The 19,816-nt window shown below is 75.6% G+C and carries 17 protein-coding genes; 1 reads left to right on the top strand and 16 read right to left on the bottom strand.

The annotated features are described in order from the left end of the window. Positions 1 to 3: 3 nt before the first annotated feature. The gene (locus tag KRAD_RS10580) at positions 4 to 1,416 is read left to right on the top strand and encodes an ATP-binding protein (protein WP_012085567.1); all 1,413 of its coding nucleotides are present in this window, start codon (positions 4 to 6) and stop codon (positions 1,414 to 1,416) included. 52 nt (positions 1,417 to 1,468) lie between these two features. Here the strand turns inward: KRAD_RS10580 and KRAD_RS10585 are convergent, their stop codons facing one another. The 16 genes from KRAD_RS10585 to KRAD_RS10660 form a co-directional block, all read right to left on the bottom strand. Then, a complete protein-coding gene (locus tag KRAD_RS10585) occupies positions 1,469 to 1,903 on the bottom strand; it encodes a hypothetical protein (protein WP_012085568.1) in 435 nt (144 codons plus the stop codon). A gap of 60 nt (positions 1,904 to 1,963) precedes the next feature. Continuing rightward, positions 1,964 to 4,237 carry a family 78 glycoside hydrolase catalytic domain gene (locus KRAD_RS10590; protein WP_012085569.1) on the bottom strand — a complete coding sequence of 758 codons (2,274 nt, stop codon included), beginning with the start codon at positions 4,235 to 4,237 and terminating at the stop codon, positions 1,964 to 1,966. A gap of 22 nt (positions 4,238 to 4,259) precedes the next feature. Continuing rightward, a complete protein-coding gene (locus KRAD_RS10595) occupies positions 4,260 to 6,965 on the bottom strand; it encodes a glycoside hydrolase family 78 protein (RefSeq protein ID WP_012085570.1) in 2,706 nt (901 codons plus the stop codon). Positions 6,966 to 6,976: 11 nt separating this feature from the next. After that, positions 6,977 to 7,795, bottom strand: coding sequence for a carbohydrate ABC transporter permease (locus KRAD_RS10600; RefSeq protein ID WP_041293026.1), 819 nt, complete (start codon positions 7,793 to 7,795; stop codon positions 6,977 to 6,979). 95 nt (positions 7,796 to 7,890) lie between these two features. Further along, entirely contained in the window at positions 7,891 to 8,814 is a 924-nt protein-coding gene (locus tag KRAD_RS10605) for a carbohydrate ABC transporter permease (protein ID WP_041292027.1), read from the bottom strand. A gap of 23 nt (positions 8,815 to 8,837) precedes the next feature. Then, positions 8,838 to 10,274: an ABC transporter substrate-binding protein gene (locus KRAD_RS10610; RefSeq protein ID WP_012085573.1), complete on the bottom strand. Its 1,437-nt coding sequence runs from the start codon at positions 10,272 to 10,274 to the stop codon at positions 8,838 to 8,840. 27 nt (positions 10,275 to 10,301) lie between these two features. Beyond that, positions 10,302 to 11,522 carry a LacI family DNA-binding transcriptional regulator gene (locus tag KRAD_RS10615; RefSeq protein WP_012085574.1) on the bottom strand — a complete coding sequence of 407 codons (1,221 nt, stop codon included), beginning with the start codon at positions 11,520 to 11,522 and terminating at the stop codon, positions 10,302 to 10,304. Positions 11,523 to 11,552: 30 nt separating this feature from the next. Next, positions 11,553 to 12,050 (bottom strand): NUDIX hydrolase, encoded by a 498-nt coding sequence (locus KRAD_RS10620; protein WP_012085575.1) that lies wholly within the window; start codon positions 12,048 to 12,050, stop codon positions 11,553 to 11,555. 41 nt (positions 12,051 to 12,091) lie between these two features. Next, positions 12,092 to 13,033: an ROK family protein gene (locus KRAD_RS10625; protein WP_012085576.1), complete on the bottom strand. Its 942-nt coding sequence runs from the start codon at positions 13,031 to 13,033 to the stop codon at positions 12,092 to 12,094. Beyond that, on the bottom strand, positions 13,030 to 13,779 hold the full coding sequence (locus KRAD_RS10630) for a copper homeostasis protein CutC (protein ID WP_041293029.1): 750 nt from the start codon (positions 13,777 to 13,779) through the stop codon (positions 13,030 to 13,032). Before KRAD_RS10630 ends, KRAD_RS10625 begins: the two co-directional genes overlap by 4 nt. Continuing rightward, positions 13,776 to 14,750, bottom strand: coding sequence for an asparaginase (locus tag KRAD_RS10635; protein ID WP_012085578.1), 975 nt, complete (start codon positions 14,748 to 14,750; stop codon positions 13,776 to 13,778). Before KRAD_RS10635 ends, KRAD_RS10630 begins: the two co-directional genes overlap by 4 nt. A gap of 87 nt (positions 14,751 to 14,837) precedes the next feature. Further along, positions 14,838 to 15,956, bottom strand: coding sequence for a bifunctional 2-methylcitrate synthase/citrate synthase (locus KRAD_RS10640; protein ID WP_012085579.1), 1,119 nt, complete (start codon positions 15,954 to 15,956; stop codon positions 14,838 to 14,840). Beyond that, positions 15,953 to 16,861 carry a methylisocitrate lyase gene (gene prpB / locus KRAD_RS10645; protein ID WP_012085580.1) on the bottom strand — a complete coding sequence of 303 codons (909 nt, stop codon included), beginning with the start codon at positions 16,859 to 16,861 and terminating at the stop codon, positions 15,953 to 15,955. Before prpB ends, KRAD_RS10640 begins: the two co-directional genes overlap by 4 nt. Positions 16,862 to 16,871: 10 nt before the next feature. After that, complete coding sequence (locus KRAD_RS10650; RefSeq protein ID WP_012085581.1) at positions 16,872 to 18,389, bottom strand: MmgE/PrpD family protein; 1,518 nt, start codon at positions 18,387 to 18,389, stop codon at positions 16,872 to 16,874. Further along, on the bottom strand, positions 18,386 to 19,063 hold the full coding sequence (locus tag KRAD_RS10655; RefSeq protein WP_012085582.1) for a GntR family transcriptional regulator: 678 nt from the start codon (positions 19,061 to 19,063) through the stop codon (positions 18,386 to 18,388). The genes KRAD_RS10650 and KRAD_RS10655 overlap by 4 nt, the downstream gene beginning before the upstream one ends. Before the next feature lie 60 nt (positions 19,064 to 19,123). Next, on the bottom strand, positions 19,124 to 19,789 hold the full coding sequence (locus tag KRAD_RS10660; RefSeq protein ID WP_012085583.1) for a Pr6Pr family membrane protein: 666 nt from the start codon (positions 19,787 to 19,789) through the stop codon (positions 19,124 to 19,126). Positions 19,790 to 19,816: the final 27 nt, after the last annotated feature.

The following is a 19,816-nucleotide window of genomic DNA, read 5'->3' on the forward strand; positions in this document are numbered from 1 at the left end:
GAGGTGTCCTCGCCACCGGCCCCGCCCGGGCCGACCGGTGCCTCCCCGGCGCGGTCGGGCCGCCGGGTGCTCCTGCCCCCCGACTCGGGTGCTCCCCGGCGGGCCCGCCGGCTGGTGCGCGAGGTCCTGGAGGGAGCCGGGCGCGAGGAGTGGGTCGACGCCGCGGAGCTGGCGGTCAGCGAGCTGGTCACCAACGCGGCCCTGCACGCGCGCACCGACGTCGAGGTCGACGTCGAGGTGCACCCGGAGCACGTGCGGGTCGAGGTGCGCGACTCCAACCCCTCCCTCCCCTCCCAGCGCCACTACGGCGAGCAGGCCACGACCGGGCGCGGGATGGCGCTCGTGGCCTCGGTGAGCGCCGACTGCGGCGTCACCGCCCTGCCCGACGGCAAGGTCGTGTGGTTCGAGGTGCGGGGGCAGCAGGAGGACCCCTCCGAGGAGGACCTGCTCGCGGCCTGGGACGAGGAGCAGTGGGAGGTGCCCGGGGCGGCCGGGGCTCCCGGTGCCGGGACCGCCCCGCCCGCCGCGCTGTCCACGGTGCGGCTGCTGGGGGTCCCGCCGACGCTGTGGGCGGCCACCCGGCAGCACCACGACGCCGTGCTGCGCGAGCTGGGGCTCTACCTGACCACCCACGACGGGGTCACCGCCGACCTGGCCGCCGTCGAGGTGGCCCGCCAGTCCTTCTCCAACGCGCTCATCGCCGCGGCGGAGGACGCCCGCCGCCGCACCCCGGTCACCTCGATCCCCTCGACGGGGCTGCCGACGGCGCTGGAACCGATCGACGTGGAGCTGGACCTGCCTGCGGAGGTCGGCCCGGCGGCGGCGGCGCTGCAGGACGCCCTCGACACCGCCGAGCGGCTCGCCGCCCGGGGGGAGCTGCTGGCCCTGCCCGGGCAGGCGGAGGTCGTCGCGGTGCGCGACTGGGTGTGCGACCAGGTCCGGAGCCAGTTGCGGGGCGGGGCCCCCTGGCCGTGGCAGGGGGCGCGGGACGAGCGGTTCGAGACCCCGGCGCCGGGCACCGGCCCCGCCGCCGTCCCCGACGAGGCGCTCACCGCCGTGCTGGACGAGGCGGCCCGCCGCGGCCGGGGCCTGGTGGCCGTCGACGCCGGCAGCCGGGTCCTGGCCGTCAGCGCGGGGCTGGCCGCGGCGCTGGGCTGGGCGGTGGACGACCTCGTGGGCCGCCGGGTCGTGGCCATCATCCCGCCGGCGCTGCGCGAGGCCCACATCGCCGGGTTCAGCCGCCACCTGCACACCGGGGAGTCCCGCGTCCTGGGCAAGCCGCTGGTCCTGCCGGTGCTGCACGCCGACGGCCGGGAGGTCACCTGCGGGTTGCTCATCGAGCGCCGGCCCACGCCGGCGGGGCGGTGGCTGTACCTGGCCTGGATCGACCCCCCCGGCGACGCGGACCCGGCCTGACCCCGCGGCGGACCCGCCCGCGGCGGACCCGCCCGCGGCGCGGGGGTCCGCGTCACCCCAGCGCGCCCGCGGCACCCCCGAGGGTGAGCGCGGCCCCGGCCAGCCGCACCGCGTCGGCGCGCACCAGGCGCGCCAGCAGCTCCGGGCGCGGGCCCAGCCGCCCGAGGCGGGCGTGGGTGGGGGCCGCGGAGAACGCCGTCGCGGCGCCGGTGAGGACGCTGCCGGCGAGGGCGACCCCGAGCCAGGGCGAGAGGGGCAGGGTCGCCAGCGCCCACCCCCACGCCGCGACCACCGACCCGTAGACCACCGCCACGACGCGGGTGATGCGGCGGGAGTGGGCGGCGTGCACCGCGGCCCAGTCCCGCGCGGGCGTCGCGACGAGCGCGGGGTAGACGACGGCGGTCACCACCGCCTGGAACCCGGCGTGCAGGGCGGCGGCGGCGAGCAGGGCGTGGGTGGCGTCGATGCGGCCATCCTCCCCCCGCACGCCACCGACCCGCCAGGGCGGTCGAGGACCCGGGGTCCTCGACCGCCCCGAGCGGGACGGTCAGGGGGCGGTGAGCGCCGCCGTGACCCGGTGGGTGCCGGCGGGCAGTTCCCGGTCGGCCTCACCGGGCAGGCGCAGCACCGCGGTCGTCCCCGCGGGCACCTCCACGTCGACGACCAGACCGGCCTCGCCCTGCTCCCAGCGCACGGCGAGGTTCCCGTGCGGGGTCCGCAGGGAACCGCGCGCCCAGGTGAGGCCGCCACCGGGCTGGGGGGCGACGAGCGCCCGGCGGTACCCCGGTTCCAGCGGGGACAGCCCGGCCACGACCCGGTGCATCCAGTCCGCGACGGCCCCCAGGGCGTAGTGGTTGAAGCTCGTCATCTCCCCGGGGTTGATGGACCCGTCGGGCAGCATGGAGTCCCACCGCTCCCAGATCGTCGTGGCGCCCATCGTCACCGGGTACAGCCACGACGGGCATTTCCGCTCGGTGAGCAGCCGGTAGGCCGCGTCGAGGTGACCGGTGCCGGACAGTGCGCCGGTCACGTACGGGGTCCCGGCGAAACCGGTGGAGACGCGGTACCCGGCCTTCTCGACGATCTCGGCCAGGCGCTGCCCGGCCCACTCCCGCTGCGCCCCGGTCAGCAGCCCGAACTCGATCGCGAGCGCGTAGACGGTGGCGCAGTCGGACAGGACGAGGCCCTGCTCGTCGACGTAGTGCTCCAGGAACGCCGTGCGGATCCGCGCGGCGGCGGCGTCGAACCGCTCGGCGTCGCCCGTGTGCCCCAGGACGCGGGCGGCGTCGGCGACGGTGCGCAGCGAGCGGAACAGGCAGGCGGTCGCGACGACGCCCTTGTCGGCCTTGGCGTCGGCGGGGCGTTCCGGCGGGGCGTCGGGGTCGAGCCAGTCGCCGAACTGGAACACGGTGTCCCACAGCCCCTGCGGGGACAGCAGGGTCAGGACCCGCTCGACGTGGGCGGTCATCGCCGGGTAGTGCTCGGCGAGCAGGTCCCGCCGGCCGTACGCCTCCCACAGCGCCCACGGCAGCCACACCGCGACGTCGGACCAGACGGCGGTGCTGTCGGGGTCGGGGAACGCCCCGATGGGCGGGGAGTGCTTCAGCACGTCGGGGACGACGAACGCGACGAGGCCGTCGCGGGCGGCCTGCTCGGCGGCCAGGTCGCGCATCCAGTCGCGCAGGAAACCCTCCACGTCGTACAGGTACGCCGCGGTGGGGGCGAACACGGCGAGGTCGCCGGTCCAGCCGAGCCGTTCGTCGCGCTGCGGGCAGTCGGTGGGGACGTCGAGGAAGTTCCCCTTCGTCCCCCACACGACGTTGCGGTGCAGCTGGTTCAGCATCTCGTCGGAGCACTCGAACTCGCCGGTGCGTTCGAGCTCGGAGTGCACGACGACGGCTTCGAGGTCGTCGGTGCGCAGTTCCCCGGGCCACCCGTCGACCTCGGCGTAGCGGAACCCGTGGAACGTGAACGTGGGTTCGAAGACGTCGTCGCCGCCGGAGAGGGTGAACGTGTCGGTGGCCTTCGCGGTGCGCAGCGGGCGCACGCCCAGCTCGCCGTCCTCCAGCACCTCGGCGTGGCGCAGGGTGACGACCTGCCCGGCCTCGCCGCGCACGGTGAACCGCAGCCAGCCGACGAGGTTCTGCCCGAAGTCCACCAGCGTCCTGCCCGACGGGGACGTCCACACCCGCTGCGCGGGCAGGACCTCCTGGCGGCGCACCGGGGGCCCGACGTGCTCGGTGAGCAGCGCGGTGTCGAACTCCAGCGCCCGCACCCCGCCCCAGCCGTCGTCGGTGCCGGCGGTGGTGGCCCAGGCGGGGTCGAGGAGGCGGGCGTCGACGTCCTGCCCGTCGTAGAGGTCGTTCGCGGTGACCGCGGAGGCGTGCGACTCCCACGTCCCGTCGGTGACGAGGGTCTGGACGTGCCCGTCGGCGAACGTCACCTCCAGCTGCGCGAAACCCCCCAGGTCCTCGCCGTAGTACGCGCGGCCGCCGTTCCAGCCGAGCCGGCCGCGGAACCACCCGTTGCCCAGGGCCAGCCCCAGGACGTGCTCGGGTCCCGTGCTCAGCGCCGCGGTGACGTCGTGGGTGCGGTACCGCAGCCGCCACTCGAAGCTGCTCCACCCGGGGCTGAGGACGTCACCGGAGACGGCCCGCCCGTCGAGGAACGTCTCGACGACGCCCTGGGCGGTGACGTGCAGGACGGCGTCGCGGACCGCGCCGTGGCCGTCGTCGAGGGTGAACCGGCGCCGCAGCAGCGGGGCGCCGTCGCGGTCGGCGTCGCCGTCCGCGGCGATCATCGTGGCCTGCCAGGTGGGCATGTTTCCTCCGTGCGTGGGGGTCTCAGGTGGGCTGCAGCGCGCTGGGGGCGCCGGGGCCGGGCAGGGCGGGGACCGCGTCGGGGACCGCGAAGCGGTGGTGCCCGGCGCCGACCTCGGTGGCGGGGCGGCCGGGCAGGTCGACCGTGGCGGTGACCCCGAGGGGGACGTCGACGTCGACGACGAGTTCGCCGTCGCGGCGGTTCCACGCCACCGAGGCCGGCCCGTACGGGGTCTCGTGGCGGGCCGAGGCGGCGGTGAGACCCGCGCCGGGGCGGGGCCGCACCAGCAGCCGCCGGTAGCCGGGGGCGGCCGGGGCGAGCCCGGCGACGGTGCGGTGCACCCAGTCCGCGATCGACCCGAGCGCGTAGTGGTTGAAGCTCGTCATGTGCCCGGGGTTCACGGTCCCGTCGGCCAGCAGCGAGTCCCACCGCTCCCACGTCGTCGTCGCGCCCATCGACACCTGGTACAGCCAGGACGGGCAGCCCGTCTCGGTGAGCAGCGCGAACGCGGTCGCGTCGTGGCCGGTCCGGGTGAGGGCGTCGGTGACGAGGTTCACCCCGGCGAAGCCGGTGGCGACGCGGTTGCCGTCCTGCGCGACGAGCTCGGCCAGGCGCCGCCCGGCGGTCTCGCGCCGCGGCTCGTCCAGCAGGTCGAACGCGAGGGCGAGGGCGTAGGCGGTCTGCGCGTCGCTGGACAGCCGGCCGTCGGCGCGGACGTGCTCGCGGGTGAACGCCTCGCGGACCTCGGCCGCCAGCCGTGCGTAGCGGGCCGCGTCAGCCTCCTCCCCCAGCACCCCGGCGATCCGGGCCAGGGTGCGGGCCGAGTGCGCGAAGTAGGCGGTCGCCACGAGGTACTTGTCGGTGCGGGCCGCGGCCGGTTCCTCCGGCGGGGCCGCCGGGTCGAGCCAGTCGCCCAGCTGCACCCCGGTGTTCCACAACCTCGACGGCCCCGCGAGGCGCTCGACGAGGTCCACCCAGGCGCGGGCGGAGGCGTACTGGCGGCGCAGGACGCCGGTGTCGCCGAACCGCTCGTGCAGCACCGCGGGCAACAGCACCGCGACGTCACCCCACACCGCGCCCGGCTGCGGCGGGTCCCAGAACTCGGCGGGGATCATCGGCACGTACCAGGGCACGGTCCCGTCGGGCAGCTGCTCGACCGCCACGTCGGCCAGCCAGCTCGCCAGGAAACCCCCCACGTCGTAGAGGAAAGCGGCGGTGGGGCCGAACACCTGCACGTCCCCGGTCCAGCCGAGCCGCTCGTCGCGCTGGGGGCAGTCGGTGGGCACGTCGACGAAGTTCGAGCGCATCGACCACACGACGTTCTCGTGCAGCCGGTTCAGCCGCTCGTCGGAGCAGGTGAACCAGCCGGTGCGCTCCAGGTCGGAGTGCAGGACGCGCGCGACGACGTCCTCCTCGCCCAGCCGCCCGGGCCAGCCGGTGACCTCGACGTAGCGGAACCCGTGCATCGTGAACCGCGGTTCCCACTCCTCCCCGGCCGGGTCCCCGGCCAGGACGTACGTGTCGGTGGCGCGGGCCCGCTGCAACGGCCGGGTGCACAGCTCACCGTCCTGGAGGACCTCGGCGTGGCGCAGCCGGACGCGGTCCCCGGCGTTCCCGCGGACGCGGATCCGCACCCGCCCGGCGAGGTTCTGCCCGAAGTCCAGGACCGTCGCCCCCGAGGGCGTGGTGAGCACGGACACCGGCCGCAGTTCCCGGGTGCAGCGCACCGGCGGGCCCTGCGCGGCCACCAGGGTCGCCGGGTCGCGCTCGTACCCGCGCACCCCGGCCCAGGCGGAGTCGTCGAACCCGGGGCGGGAGAACCCCGGGACCGCGAGCCGGGCGTCGAACTCCTCGCCGTCGTAGAGGCTGGCGGCGGTGATCGGGCCGTGCGCGGCGCGCCAGGTGCCCCCGTCGGCCCCGGCGCCGGGGTGGGTGGTGACGACGACGCGGCGGCCGTCGGCCAGGTCCACCTCCAGCTGGGCGATCAGCGCGGTGCGGGTGCCGTACAGGTCGTGGTTCCCGCCGTGGGTGCCGTACCGGCCGCGGTACCAGCCGTCGGCCAGCCACGCCCCGAGGGCGTTCGCCCCTTCGCGCAGGTGCGCGGTGACGTCGTGGGTGCGGTGCCGCAGCCGGTGGTGGTAGCTCGTCCAGCCCGGCGCGAGGACCTCGTCGCCGACGCGGGTGCCGTTGACCTCGACCTCGTGGACGCCGTGCGCGGTGACGTGCAGGCGCGCGCGGGCGACGGGGCCGGGCAGGTGGAACTCCCGGCGCAGCAGGGCGGGGCGGTGGTCGGTTCCGGGTTCCTCCTCCCAGTCCGGGCCGACGGGGACGGCGGCCCAGTCGCCGGGGTGCAGCAGGCCGGTCTCGACCTCCAGCGGCGCGCTCCACGCGGTGGGGTCGGGGTGGTCCGCGCTCCAGGCGCGGACCTGCACGCGGACCCGTTCGCGCGAGGCGAGGTCGGGCGCCGGCCAGGGCACGAGGACGCTGTCGCCGGACCCGGTCCGCCCGCTGGTCCACGCGCGCGGTGCCGCGCCGGGGACGACGGGCACGGCGGTGACGCGCACCTCGTGGTCGGTCTGTCGCCACGCGGGCGGGGTCGCGCCGGTGGGGCGGGCGATCCAGGACAGGCGCGGGCGGGCGGTGCCCAGGCCGAGCGCGGGCCGGCCGTGCTCGGCGCGCAGGTCGGTGAGGGTGACGTCGGGGCGGTGGGGCACGGGGGGTCCGTTCACGGGGTTCGGGGTCAGCCCTTGACGGCGCCGGAGGTCATGCCGGCGACGATCTGGCGGTTGAAGAACAGGTACAGCACCAGCGGCGGGATCGTGATGAGCAGGATGTCCATGAACAGCAGGTTGTAGCTGGACGTGGTCTGGCTCTGGAAGTTGAACAGCGTCAGCTGGACGGTGGCCCCGGCGTCGCCGGGCAGGAAGTACAGCGGGGTCTGGAAGTCGTTGAACACCGTCACCGACTGCACCAGCACCACCGTCACCAGCACCGGGCGCAGCAGCGGCAGGACGACGCGGAAGAACAGCCGCAGCGGCCCGGCGCCGTCCAGGACCGCGGCCTCGTCGAGTTCGCGGGGGATGGTGGAGATGAAGGCCCGGAACAGCAGGATCGTGAACGACAGGCCGAAGGCGACCTCGACGAGGATCAGCCCGGGCATGGTGCCGAACATCCCGAGGCGCTGCAGGACCCAGATGGTCGGGACCACCGCGGGCGGCATGACGAGCCCGGCCAGGACGAGGAAGTTCACCAGGGCGGTCACCCGGGACTTCCGGCGCTGGAGCACGAACGCGACCATCGCCCCCAGCACGACCATGATCGTGACGCTGGCCACGGTCAGGACGATGGAGTTGATGAACGCGATGACCAGCAGGTAGTCGCGGGTCTGGACGACCTCGACGAGGTTCTGCCACACCTGCGGTTCCCGCGGCCAGGCGAAGCGGAACTCCCCGGCCTGCCGGGCGTCCATCGCCGCGACGAGCACGATGAAGGCGAAGGGGACGACGAACACGACGAGGCTGACGGCGATCGCCAGGCCCCCGACGCCGTAGCGGTACAGGGAGGCGCGCGGGCCGCCGACGCGGCCGCCGCCGGTCCGCACCGGGGCCGCCCCCGCGTCCGGGCGGGAGGAGACGCCGAGGTTGGTGGTGGCGCTCACAGCTCGACCTCCTTGCGGGCCAGCAGCCGGGTCAGCGGCAGGACGACGGCGATGACCGCGACGAAGAGGATGACGTTGCCGGCGGTGGACAGGCCGTAGAACCCGGCCTGGTACTGCTTGTAGATCACCGAGGCGATGACGTCGGAGGTGAACCCGGGTCCGCCCTTGGTCATGGCCCAGATCAGGTCGAAGGAGCGCAGGCCCCCGATGAGGGACAGGGTGACGACGGTGGACGTCGCCGGCCAGGACAGCGGGAACACGACGTCGCGGAACAGCGTCCAGGAGCCGGCCCCGTCGACCTTGGCCGCCTCGTAGTACTCCTTGGGGATGGAGACGATGCCGGCCATGTAGATGAGGGTCGCCAGGCCCACGCCCTTCCAGACGTCGACCATCGCGACGGAGAACAGCGCCAGGGACGGGTCGGTGAGCCAGCCGGGCCCGTCGATGCCGATGACGCCGAGGGCGGCGTTGACGGCGCCCTTGGAGGGGTTCATCAGGACCTGGAAGGTGATGCCGACCCCGACGCTGGAGACCAGGACGGGGAAGAACACGACGGCGCGCAGGAACCCGCGCCCGACGATCTGGGAGGTCAGCAGCATGCCCAGGGCCAGGCCGAGGACGACCTTGGCCCCGGAGGTGATCGCGGCGTAGACGAAGGTGTTGACGAAGCCCTTGGTGAGGGCCGGTTCGGAGAAGAACTGGACGAAGTTGTCGAACCCGGTGAACTCGGAGGTGAAGATCGTCCACCGGGTCATGCTGAAGTACAGCGACAGCAGCGTGGGGATCAGGAACAGGAGCCCGTAGACGATCGCGGCGGGCAGGTAGAACCAGCCCGGGTAGGGGCTGCGACCGCGACGGCGGGCGGGTGGGGTCGAGGCCCGGGTGGGGGGCGCGGACGTCGTGGCGGCCACGGTGTTCACCTTCCTGACGGATCGGGCCCGGGTCACCAACCTTCGAGGCCGAGCTGCTGGGCCTGCTTCTGGACGTCCTGGTCGTAGAGGGCGGCGCCGTCCTGCGCGGAGCGGATGCCGGAACCGACCTCGACGAGGATCTGCTCCAGCGCCGGGCCCTTGATGGGCGAGACGTACTCCAGCGCCGGGGACTGCGCGCCGGAGTCGAAGTAGGCGCTGACGTCCTTGGTGACCTGCGGGACGTCGGCGGGCAGGTCGCAGCCGTCGACGAGGTAGGGGCCGGTGGGCACGCTCTGCTCGGACTGGATGTCGCAGGCGTCCGTGGTGGTCAGGTAGGTGAGGAACTGCTTGGCCGCGTCGAGCTTCTCGCCGGTCGTCGACTTCGGGACGTAGACCCCGCCGGGGAACCACGCGGTGAGGCCGTTGCCGGCGGCGTCGTCGCCGGGGAGGGCGAAGAACCCGATGTCGGCGATCTTCTCGGGGGCGACGCTGAGGATGGTGGCGACGTTCGCCGACAGCAGGGGGTAGTGGGCCCCCTCTCCGGCGGCGAGGGTGCGGATGCCGTCCTCGACCTTGGCCGAGGCGAAGTCGGCGTTCACGAAACCCTTGTCGTGGATCTCCTGGGTGTGCTCGAACCCCTTGATGGCCGCCGGGTCGGTGGCGTACTTGGCTTTCCCGGCGGTGTAGTCCTCGGCGAAGGACGGGTTGGCCGTGGCGACGTTGTGGAAGTCGCCGAGGACGAGCAGCTGGGAGGTCCAGGTCTCGCCGTAGGTCTGGATGACCGGGGCGATGCCGGCGGCCTTGATCTTCTCGTTGTTGGCGGTGAACTCCGCCCACGTCTTCGGCACCTGGAGCCCGAGCTGCTGGTACACGGCGCGGTTGTAGAGGACGCCGCCGCCGAAGGCGGTGCCCAGCGGCACGCCGTACACGTCGTCGCCGACGCTGACCTGGGGGTCGAAGCTGTCGTCGACGGCGTCGAGGAAGCTCTCCCCGGTCAGCGGGGTGAGGGTCGTGGCGGGGGCGAGCTGCTGGAAGAGCGAGCCGCTGTTGTAGGCGAAGAGGTCGTCCATGCTGCCGGTCTGCAGGCGCGTCTTGACGAGGTTGTCGCCCTCGCCGCCCTGGGGACGGGTCTCCACCTCGACGCGGACCTCGGACTGGGAGCCGTTGAAGCTCTCGGCGAGCGCCTCGGCGGTGGCGACGGTCTGCGGGGCGTTGTCGACGAGGAAGGTGAGGGTGGTGGCGCCGCTGTCGCCCCCGTCGTCGGAGGACCCGAGGCTGCCGGCGCTGCAGGCGCTCAGCACGAGCGGGGTGAGGCTGAGGGCGGCCAGGACACGGAGGGTTCGGGGCGTGCGGCGGGTGCGGTGGGCCACGGGGGTCTCCTCGTCGAGACGGTCACGGGTGGGGCGGTGCGATTGAGTGAGACGCTTCATTACGTTGCTGACGAGAAAGTACGAGCTGCCACCCGGCACGTCAACCCCGGGCGGAGCCCGACGGGTTCAGCGCGGGAGGCGGCCGGCGCTGCTCTCGCGCACCAGCAGCGAGGGCTGCACCACCACCCGGCGGTGGACGTGGTCGACGCCCTCGGCGACCTCGTCGGCGAGCAGCCGCACGGCCGCCGCGCCCATCTCCTCGCCCTCCATCCGCACCGTCGTCAGCGGGACCGCCCCGCCCCAGGCGCGCGCGTCGTGGTCGCACCCCATGACCGCGATGTCCCCGGGCACCGACAGGCCCGCCCCCCGGAGGGCCTCGACGACGGAGGCCCCGAGCATGTCGGTGACCGCGATCAGGGCGTCCGGGCGCCGCCGCGCGGGCAGGGCCAGGACCTCCTCGACGACGTGGTCGCCGTCGTTCTCCCCGACACCCTCGGTGTCCAGCTCGACCAGGCTCACCCCCCGGCCCGCCTCGCGCACCGCCCGCCGGACCCCGGCCTGCCGCTCGTGCACCGGCTGCAGGTCGTTCAGCTCGCTGACCCACGCCAGCCGGCGCCGCCCCAGCTCGACCATGTGCCGGGCGGCCAGGTACCCGACGCGCTCGTTGTCGACCAGCACCGTGCAGCAGTCCTGGCGGCCGTCGTCGTAGTTCACGACGACCAGCGGCGTCCCGTGCCGGCGGACCCGCTGGATCCCCGCGAACGGGTCGCTCAGCGGCGCCAGCACCACCCCCCGCACCCGGGCGCTCTCGAACAGGTCCAGGTGGGCGTCCTGCTGGGCGTCGTCGCGGTCGCTGTTGGTCACCAGCAGGCTCTCGCCGCGGGCCGCGGCCTCGCGCTGCGCGCCGCGGGCGATGTCCACGAACAACGTGTTCCCCAGGTCGACGACGACCAGGCCGATGGTCCGGTTCTCCCCGCCGGCCAGGGAGCGGGCGTTGGCGTTGGGGGTGAAACCCAGCTGCTCGATGGCCGCGCGGACCCGGGCGAGCGTCTCGGGGCGGACCTGCTCGGGGTGGTTGAGGGCGTTGGAGACGGTGCCCACCGACACCCCCGCCACGGCGGCGACCTCCACCACGCTGGGGTTGGTGCGCGCCGCCCGCACGGGCACCGCGCGGGAGAACCCGAGCTGCTCGATGGCGGCGCGGACCTTCTCGATCGTCTCCGCCCGCACCCGCTCGGGGTGGTTGACGACGTTGGACACCGTGCCCACCGAGACCCCGGCCAGCGCCGCCACCTCGACCATGCTCGGGGCACCGCCCCGGCCGCGCGCAGTCCTCGTCGATCCCACCGGGGGGATCCTAGGGGCGCGGTCCCGGGGTCACCGGGGCCCACCTCCCCCCGCCACGTGCTCCAGGAGGCGGTCCACGAACACGGCCTGCCCCTTCACCAGCCGGGACCGGGCCTGCTCCGGGGTGGACCAGGCGGCCCGGTCGACCTCGGGGAACTCCGCGGTCCGGCCCGAGCGCGGGGGCCACTCCATCGTGAACGTCCCGGGGTCGAGGTCGTCGGCGTCGAAGGCGGACCCGGCCGGCAGTTCCCCCGCCCACACGGTCACGACCTTCCCGCCGCCCTGGCGGGCCTCCCCCAGGGGGACGAGGTCCACCGGCGGCAAGGGACGCCCGAGCTCCTCGGCGAACTCGCGGGCGGCGGTGTCGAGGAGGTCCTCCCCCTCCTCGGGTTCGCCCTTGGGGATCGACCAGGCGTGCTCGTCCTTGCGCGCCCACAGCGGACCGCCCATGTGGGCGACGAGGAGTTCCACCCCGCCCGCCGCGTCGAACCGGTACAGCAGGATCCCCGCGCTCCGCCTGGTCGCCACGTCGGCCAGTGTGCCCGCGGGCGGGCACGGGTGCCCGGTGGTCAGCCGGGGGCGGGGACGAGCGCGGCGGGCGGGGCGATCCCGCACCGCCGCAGGGCCAGCACGGCGGCCCCGACCCGTCCCGCGCCCGACCCGAGCTGCGCGACCCGCACCTCCGGCGCCGCGCGCCACACCAGCTGCCGCGACAGCCGCTCGCGCAGCGGGACGAGCAGCGCGTCCCCGGCCGCGGTGAACCCCCCGCCGAGGACGACGAGCCGCGGGTCCAGCAGCATCGTCAGGGTCACCAGCCCGCTGCTGAGCGCGGCGACGGCGTCGGCCCACACCGCGTCGGCGGCGCCGTCGCGGCCCAGCCGGGCCACGACCTCCTCGGCCCGCAGCGCGGTGCCGGTGCGCGCGGCGTAGCGGCGCGCGACCCCGCCCCCGGAGGCGTACACCTCCAGGCACCCCCGCTGCCCGCACGGGCAGAGCTCGCCGTCGGGGACGACGGGGACGTGGCCGAACTCCCCGGCGGCCCCGGTGGCCCCCGTGACGGTGTGCCCGGAGGTGCGCACGGCGGCGGCGACCCCGGTGCCCAGGGGGACGAGGACGAAGTCGGCGACCCCGCGCGCGGCGCCGAAGAGCCGCTCGGCCAGACCCGCCGCGCGCACGTCGTGGCCGGTGGCGACCGGCAGGCCGGAGGCGGCGGTGAGCAGGTCGCGCAGCGGCACGTCGCGCCAGCCCAGGTTCGAGGCGTAGCCGACGACGCCGGTGCGCTCGTCGACCGTCCCGGGGGTCACGACCCCCGCCCCGGCGACGTGCAGACCCTGCGCCTGCGCCCGGTCGGCGAGCTCGCGCAGGAAGCCGGCGATCGCGTCGACGGCCGCGGTGCCCGTCCCGGTGGGCCGGGTCGCGGGGGCGAGGGTGCGCCCGTCGGTGGTGAAGACCGCCCCCTTGAGGGAGGAGCCGCCGACGTCGACGGCGAGGACCGCGTCCGCCGCGCTCACCGGCCGGCCAGCGCGGCGACCACGGCGCGCACGGGCCCGGGCGCGGTGGCCAGGCGCGGCGCGTCGTAGCGGACGGCGGTCGCGGAGGGCGCCGCCGCGGCGGGCACGGGTTCCTGGGCGCGCAGGTGGACGGCGGGGACCCCGGTGCGGGCGACGAGGGCGGCGACGTGGTCGGCGCGGACCCCGCCGCCGGCCACGACCTCGAGGCGGCCGTCGGCGCGCGCGACGAGGTCGGCGAGGACGTCCGCCCCCTCGGCGGCGGTGGGGGCGCCGCCGGAGGTGAGCACCCGCGCCACGCCCGCGTCGACGAGGGTCTCCAGCGCCCGGGGCAGGTCGGGGAGGGTGTCGAAGGCCTTGTGGAACGTCACGGGCAGGTCCCCGGCGGCCGCCACGAGGCGGGCCAGGACGTCGGTGTCGACGTTCCCGTCCGGGCGCAGCGGGCCGACGACCACGCCGAGGCGCACCCCGGCGGGGGCGGGCAGGGCGCGGACCGCGGCGATGTCGGCGAGCTGGACGTCGACCTCGGCCGGGGAGTACGCGAAGTCCCCGGCGCGCGGGCGGACGAGGACGCTGACCTCCAGGCGCCGCACGCGCTGCAGGACCGCGGTCAGCAGCCCGGCGCTGGGCGTCGTCCCGCCCTCGGGCAGCGCGGCGCAGACCTCGACGCGCGCGGCGCCGCACTCCTCGGCGACGACCGCGCCCTCGACGTCGTCGAGGCAGATCTCGACGGCGGTCGGGGTGCTCACCGGGTGGCCGCCCACGCCCGCAGCGCGGCCCCGGGGGCGATCTCGCCGACGCGCTCGCCCCCGCCCAGGACGGGGACGACGCGCAGGTCCGCGACGCCGGAGACGTCCACGCCGAGACCGGCGAGGACCTCCAGGGCGATGAGGGTGGTGGCGCGGGGGTTGCCGTCGGCGACCTTCAGCGCCACCGACCGCCCCCCGGGACCGGCGACGCCGAGGACCCCTTCCGCCCCGCCCTTGGCCACGGCCCCGGGGACGTGGCGCATGAGCTCGGTGTTGGGGTGGCCGGGGCCGCCGACGAACTCCGGGTGGGCGCGCATCGCGGCCGCGACCCGGCCCGCCGGCTCGCCCGGGTCGGCGAGCCGCAGCGCGCGGAAGGCGGTGGCCAGACCGCGCACGGTGGTCCCGAACAGCGGGGCGCCGCACCCGTCGACGGCGACGTGGCGGACGGGGGTCCCGGTGAGCCCCTCGGTGACGGCCCGCACCCGCTGCTGGAGCGGGTGGCCGGGGTCGAGGTAGTCGCCGGTGGACCAGCCGTTGACGCGGCAGGCCAGCAGCATCGCGGCGTGCTTGCCGGAGCAGTTCATCCGCACCCGGGCGGGCGGCTCACCGGAGCGGACCAGGGCGTCGCGGGTGGGTCCGTCCTGGGGCCGGTCCGCGGGGCAGCCCAGCGCGTCCTCGGTCAGCCCGGCCTCGGCCAGCACGGCGCGCACGACGTCGGCGTGGGCGTCGGTGCCGGTGTGGCTGCCGGCGGCGATCGCCAGCGCCGGGCCCTCCAGCGGCGCCCCGGCCAGCAGGCAGGCCGTCGCCTGCAGGGGTTTCGCCGTCGAGCGCGGCAGGACCGGGGCGTCGCCGTCGCCCAGCTCGGCCGCCACCCCGCCATCGGCGTCGAGGGCGAGCAGCGCGCCGCAGTGGCGGCTCTCGACGAACCCGGAACGGCGGACGACGGCGAGTTCGACGAAGGGTTCAGCCACGAGCGGGCCCCGTTCTCCCGGTGGACGTCGACCGTCGACGGCCCCGTCAGCGTAGGTGGGCGGCGCCCCGCCCGCCCGCGCACCCCGTCAGGCGGGCAGGTGGCGCAGCGGCGGCCCGTCGTACTCCGACAGCGGGCGGATCAGCGAGTTCGCGCCCCGCTGCTCCACGACGTGCGCGGTCCAGCCGACGACGCGGGCGGCGACGAACACCGGGGTGAACAGGTCGGTGTCCAGGCCCAGCAGGTGGTAGGCGGGGCCGGCGGGGTAGTCCAGGTTGGGCAGGATCTGCTTGGCCCGCGTCATCTCCGCCTCGAGGGCGTCGTAGAGCTCCAGGACGTCGGGGCGGCCGCGGTCGGTGGCGAGTTCGCGCAGCGCCGCGTGCATGGTCGGCACCCGGGAGTCGCCGTGGCGGTAGACGCGGTGGCCGAAACCCATGACCTTCCGGTGCCCGGCCAGGGCCGCGGCCAGCCACGCGCGGGCCCGCCCGGGCGAGCCCTCCCCCAGCCCGATCTCCTCGAACGCCTCCCACACGGCCTCGTTCGCCCCGCCGTGCAGCGGACCCTTGAGCGCGCCCACGGCCGCCGTCACCGCCGAGTGCAGGTCCGACAGCGTCGACGTCACGACCCGCGCCGCGAACGTCGAGGCGTTGAAGGAGTGCTCGGCGTAGAGGACCAGCGAGGTCTCGAAGGTCCGCACCGCGACGGCGTCGGGTTCGGCGCCGGTCACCATCCAGAGGAAGTTCGCGGCGTGGTCGAGGTCGTCGCGCGGGGGCGGCGCCTGCCCGCCGAGGCGGCGGCGCTGGGCGTGGGCCACGACCGCGGGCAGGGCCGCGAACAACCGTTCCGCCTTGGCCAGTTCCGCCTCGGGCGAGGCGTCCCCCGCCGCGGGGTCCAGGGCGCCGAGGACGCTGACCGCGGTGCGCACGACGTCCATCGGGTGCGCCGTCAGCGGGAGGTCGTCGATCGTGCGCCGCACCCGCTCGTCCAGCCGGCGGCCCTCCCGCTCGCGGGCCCGGAACCGCTCCAGCTCCGCCGCGGAGGGCAGTTCCCCGTCCCACAGCAACCGCGCGACCTGCTCGGAGGAGCAGCGGGTCGCCAGTTCCTGCACCGGGTAACCCCGGTACAGCAGCGAGTTCGTCTCCGGGTCGACCTTCGAGACGGCCGTGGTGTCGGCGACGACGCCGGCCAGGCCCTTGTGGACGGTCACGACCGGTTCCCCTCCAGGCTGAAGTCGAAGACGCCGGAGTCGAAGTCGCCGTAGCCGGCGTAGTCGACGAGGTCGTACAGCTCGGCCCGGGTCTGCATCCGCGGGACCTGCGCGGCGAGGGTCCCCGTCCCCGAGAGTTCCGCCAGGGCCCGGTCGGCGGCCCCCATCGCCAGCCGCAGCAGCGACACGGGGTGGATGACGATGCGGACCCCGGCGTCGCGCAGCTGGTCGTGGGTGAACAGGTCGCTGCGCCCGAACTCGGTCATGTTCGCGAGCACCGGCACGTCGAGGGCGGAGCAGATCGCCTCGAACTCGGCGAGGTCGGCCATGGCCTCGGCGAACACCGCGTCGGCGCCGGCGTCGACGAGGGCCTTCGCCCGGCGCACCGCGGCGTCGAGACCCTCGACCCCGCGCACGTCGGTGCGGGCCACGACGAGGAAGTCGGGGTCGCGGCGGGCGTCGACGGCGGCCTTCACCCGGCGCACCGCGGTCGCCTCGTCGACGACGGACTTGCCCTCCAGGTGCCCGCACCGCTTGGGGTTCACCTGGTCCTCGACGTGCAGGCCGGCGACCCCGGCGTCCTCCAGGGTCTGCACGGTGCGGGCGAGGTTGAGGGGTTCCCCGAAACCGGTGTCGGCGTCGACGAGGACGGGCAGGTCGGTGACCCGGGCGATCTGCGCGGAGCGGGCGGCGACCTCGGTGAGGGTGGTCAGCCCGATGTCGGGCAGCCCGAGGTCGGCCGACAGCACCGCCCCGGAGACGTAGACCCCCTCGAACCCGTGCCGCTGCACGAGCTTCGCGGAGAGCGGGTTGAAGGCCCCGGGGAACCGCAGCAGCTCGCTGCCGCGCAGGGCCTCCCGCAGGGCGGTGCGCTTGGCGCTCGGCGTCGTCGACGAGTTCAGCACGTGCGTCTCCTCAGAACAGCCCGCGCGGCAGCGGAACGGTGGACAGCAGGTCGGGCGGGGCGACGATCCCGAGGTCGCGGACCTCGCCCGCGGACAGTTCCGGCAACCGGCGGGCGAGGGCCGTGAACCGCTCGACCTCCTCCGGCGCCAGGACCCCCTCGGCCAGGACGGCGAGCTTGCGCTCGTACTGGGGCCGGGTGAAGGGGCGGGCGCCCAGCGGGTGGGCGTCGGCCACGGCGATCTCGTCGACGACGGTGGACCCGTCGGTCAGCGTCGCCACGACCCGCGCGCCGAACGCCTTCCGGGCCGGGTCGGTGGCGTGGTAGCGCTCGGTCCACTCCGGGTCCTCGACGGTGGACACCTTGCGCCACAGGGCGACGGTGTCCGGGCGGGCGGCGCGGGCCGGGACGTAGGAGTCGACGTGGTGCCACCCGCCGTCCTGCAGCGCCACGGCGAAGACGTACGGCACCGAGTGGTCGAGGGTCTCCCGGCTGGCCGCCGGGTCGTACTTCTGCGGGTCGTTCGCACCGGAGCCGATGACGACGTGGGTGTGGTGGGAGGTGTGCAGGACGATCGAGGCGACGTTCGCGGGGTCGCGCAGTTCCGGGTGCTCGCGGTGCAGGCGGCGGGCGAGGTCGATGACGGCCTGCGCCTGGTACTCCGCGGAGTGCTCCTTGGTGTAGGTGTCGAGGATCGCGCGACGCGGTTCGCCCGGTTCGGGCAGCGGGACCCGGTAGAGCGCGTCGGGGCCGTCGAGCAGCCACGCGACCACCCCGTCCTCGCCCTCGTAGATCGGCGCCGGGCTGGTCTGCCCGCGCACCGCGCGGTCCACGGCCTCGATCGCGACCTTCCCCGCGAAGGCCGGCGCGTACGCCTTCCACGTCGAGATCGCGCCCTTGCGCGACTGCCGGGTGGCGGTGGTGGTGTGCAGGGCCTGCCCGATCGCCTGGTGCACCACCGCGGTGGGCAGCCGCAGCATCGCCCCCAGCCCTGCCGCGACCGAGGGCCCGAGGTGGGCGACGTGGTCGATCTTGTGCCGGTGCAGGGAGATCGCCCGGACCAGGTCGACCTGCACCTCGTAGGCGACGACGATCCCGCGCAGCAGCGACGCGCCGTCCACCCCGAGGTGCTGGGCGACGGCGACCAGCGCGGGGACGTTGTCGCCGGGGTGGGAGTACTCCGCGGCCAGGAACGTGTCGTGGAAGTCGAGCTCGCGCACCGCGACCCCGTTCGCCCACGCCGCCCACTCCGGCGAGACGTCCTCGGTGGTCCCCGCGACGCGGGCCCCGGCGCCCCCGCGCGAGGGCGGGTGGGCCAGCGCCTGCGCGCGGGCCGCGACGACGGAGGCGCGCAGCAGCGACGCGGCGGACACCGCGGCGTTGTCCAGGACCCGGTTCACGACCATCCCGGCGACGTCGTCGTCGACGGGCACGTCGTCGGTGGCGACCCGGGCCAGCTGCCAGGCGAGCTCCTCCTCGCGGGGGAACTCCTCGTCGCTGCGGCGGACCCTGACCTCGTGCTCCCTCACGCGCTGACCTCCTCGACGGCCGGTTCGTGGTCCAGGTGGGCCCGGAAGTGCGTCCGGCTGCGGTGCAGGTGGACGTGGACGGCGTGGGCGGCGAGGTCGGCGTCACCGGCCGCGACCGCCTCGGCGATGAGCTGGTGCTCGGCGGCGGCCGCGCGCAGGCGCTGCGGGTCGTGGCGGGCGAGGCGGCGGATCCGCACCAGGTGGGTGCGGACGTCGGCGAGGGCCCGGGTCATCCAGGGGTTGGCGACCGCCTCGTCGAGGGCCTCGTCGAACTCCGCGGTCACGGCGTAGTAGGCCTCCAGCTCCCCGGCGTCGACGAGCCCCGGGGCGCGCCCGAAGCGGGCGGCGAACTCCTCGAACACCCTCGGCCGGCGCTGCGCCGCGGCCAGCCGCGCGGTCTTGACCTCCAGCGCCTCGCGCAGGTCGTAGAGGTGGTCCAGGCCGTCGAGGTCCAGCGGGGCGACCACGAGCCCGCGCCCGGGCAGCGGGCGGGCCAGGCCGTCGGCGACGAGGCGGGCGAACGCCTCGCGCACGGGGGTCCGCGACACCCCCAGCCGGGCGCTCTGCTCCAGCTCGGCCAGCGCCGCCCCGGGGGCGAGGACCCCGTCGAGGACGTCCCGGCGCAGCCGGGCGTAGGTCCGCTCCGTCGCCCCGCCCCGTCGCTGTGCATGCACAGCGCCACCCTGGACCCGCCCCCGAGGGCCGTCAACCCCCTCGGTGCATGCAGAGAGCGGTCAGCGGGGGTCGTCGACCCGGGGCAGCCGGGAGTCGAGCCAGCGGAACAGGGCCAGCAGCAGCACCGCCAGGACGACGACGAACCCGGTGTTGCGCAGCGCGGTCGCGTACCCCACGGCCTCGACGTCGAGGAACGGGTACGGGTACCAGCCCACCACGGCGCCGCGCACGAACGTGTAGACCACCCAGCCCACGGGCCAGGCGAACGCCCACGCCAGGGTGCGGCCGTCGATGCGCGGGCGGGGCCCGAACAGCAGCCAGCCCAGCAGCGCCATCGCCGGGGAGACGTAGTGGAACCCGGCGTTGATCCACCAGCCCACGCCCGCGTGCTGCACCAGGGGGGCGAGCACCGCCCCGAACACCGCCCCCGTCACGACGATGCCGAGCAGGCCGTCCAGGCGCAGGACCCGCCAGAACCGGCCGTCGCGCACCGGGTCCAGCACCAGCGGGACCGCCGCGGCCAGCACCAGCAGGTTGCTCTGGACGGTGAAGAAGCTGAACAGCCGGACCAGCCGGGTCGAGACCGGCACCTCCGTGCCCGCCTCCCCGGAGTTCGCGTCGCCGCCGCCGGCGACGACCAGGGCGACCTGCGCCACCAGCGAGGCGAGCACGACGAGGGCGAGGACCGCGTGCCAGACGCGGGACCAGGAGGCGGGGGGTCGCACGACCCCATCCTCACCCGGCCGCGCGGG

This window comes from Kineococcus radiotolerans SRS30216 = ATCC BAA-149 (assembly GCF_000017305.1).
GTDB lineage: Bacteria > Actinomycetota > Actinomycetes > Actinomycetales > Kineococcaceae > Kineococcus > Kineococcus radiotolerans.

Coding starts and splice junctions, on each gene's coding strand:
- KRAD_RS10590 (WP_012085569.1), bottom strand. CDS start 4,237: ATGCCCACCTGGCAGGCCACGATGATCGCCGCGGACGGCGACGCCGAC.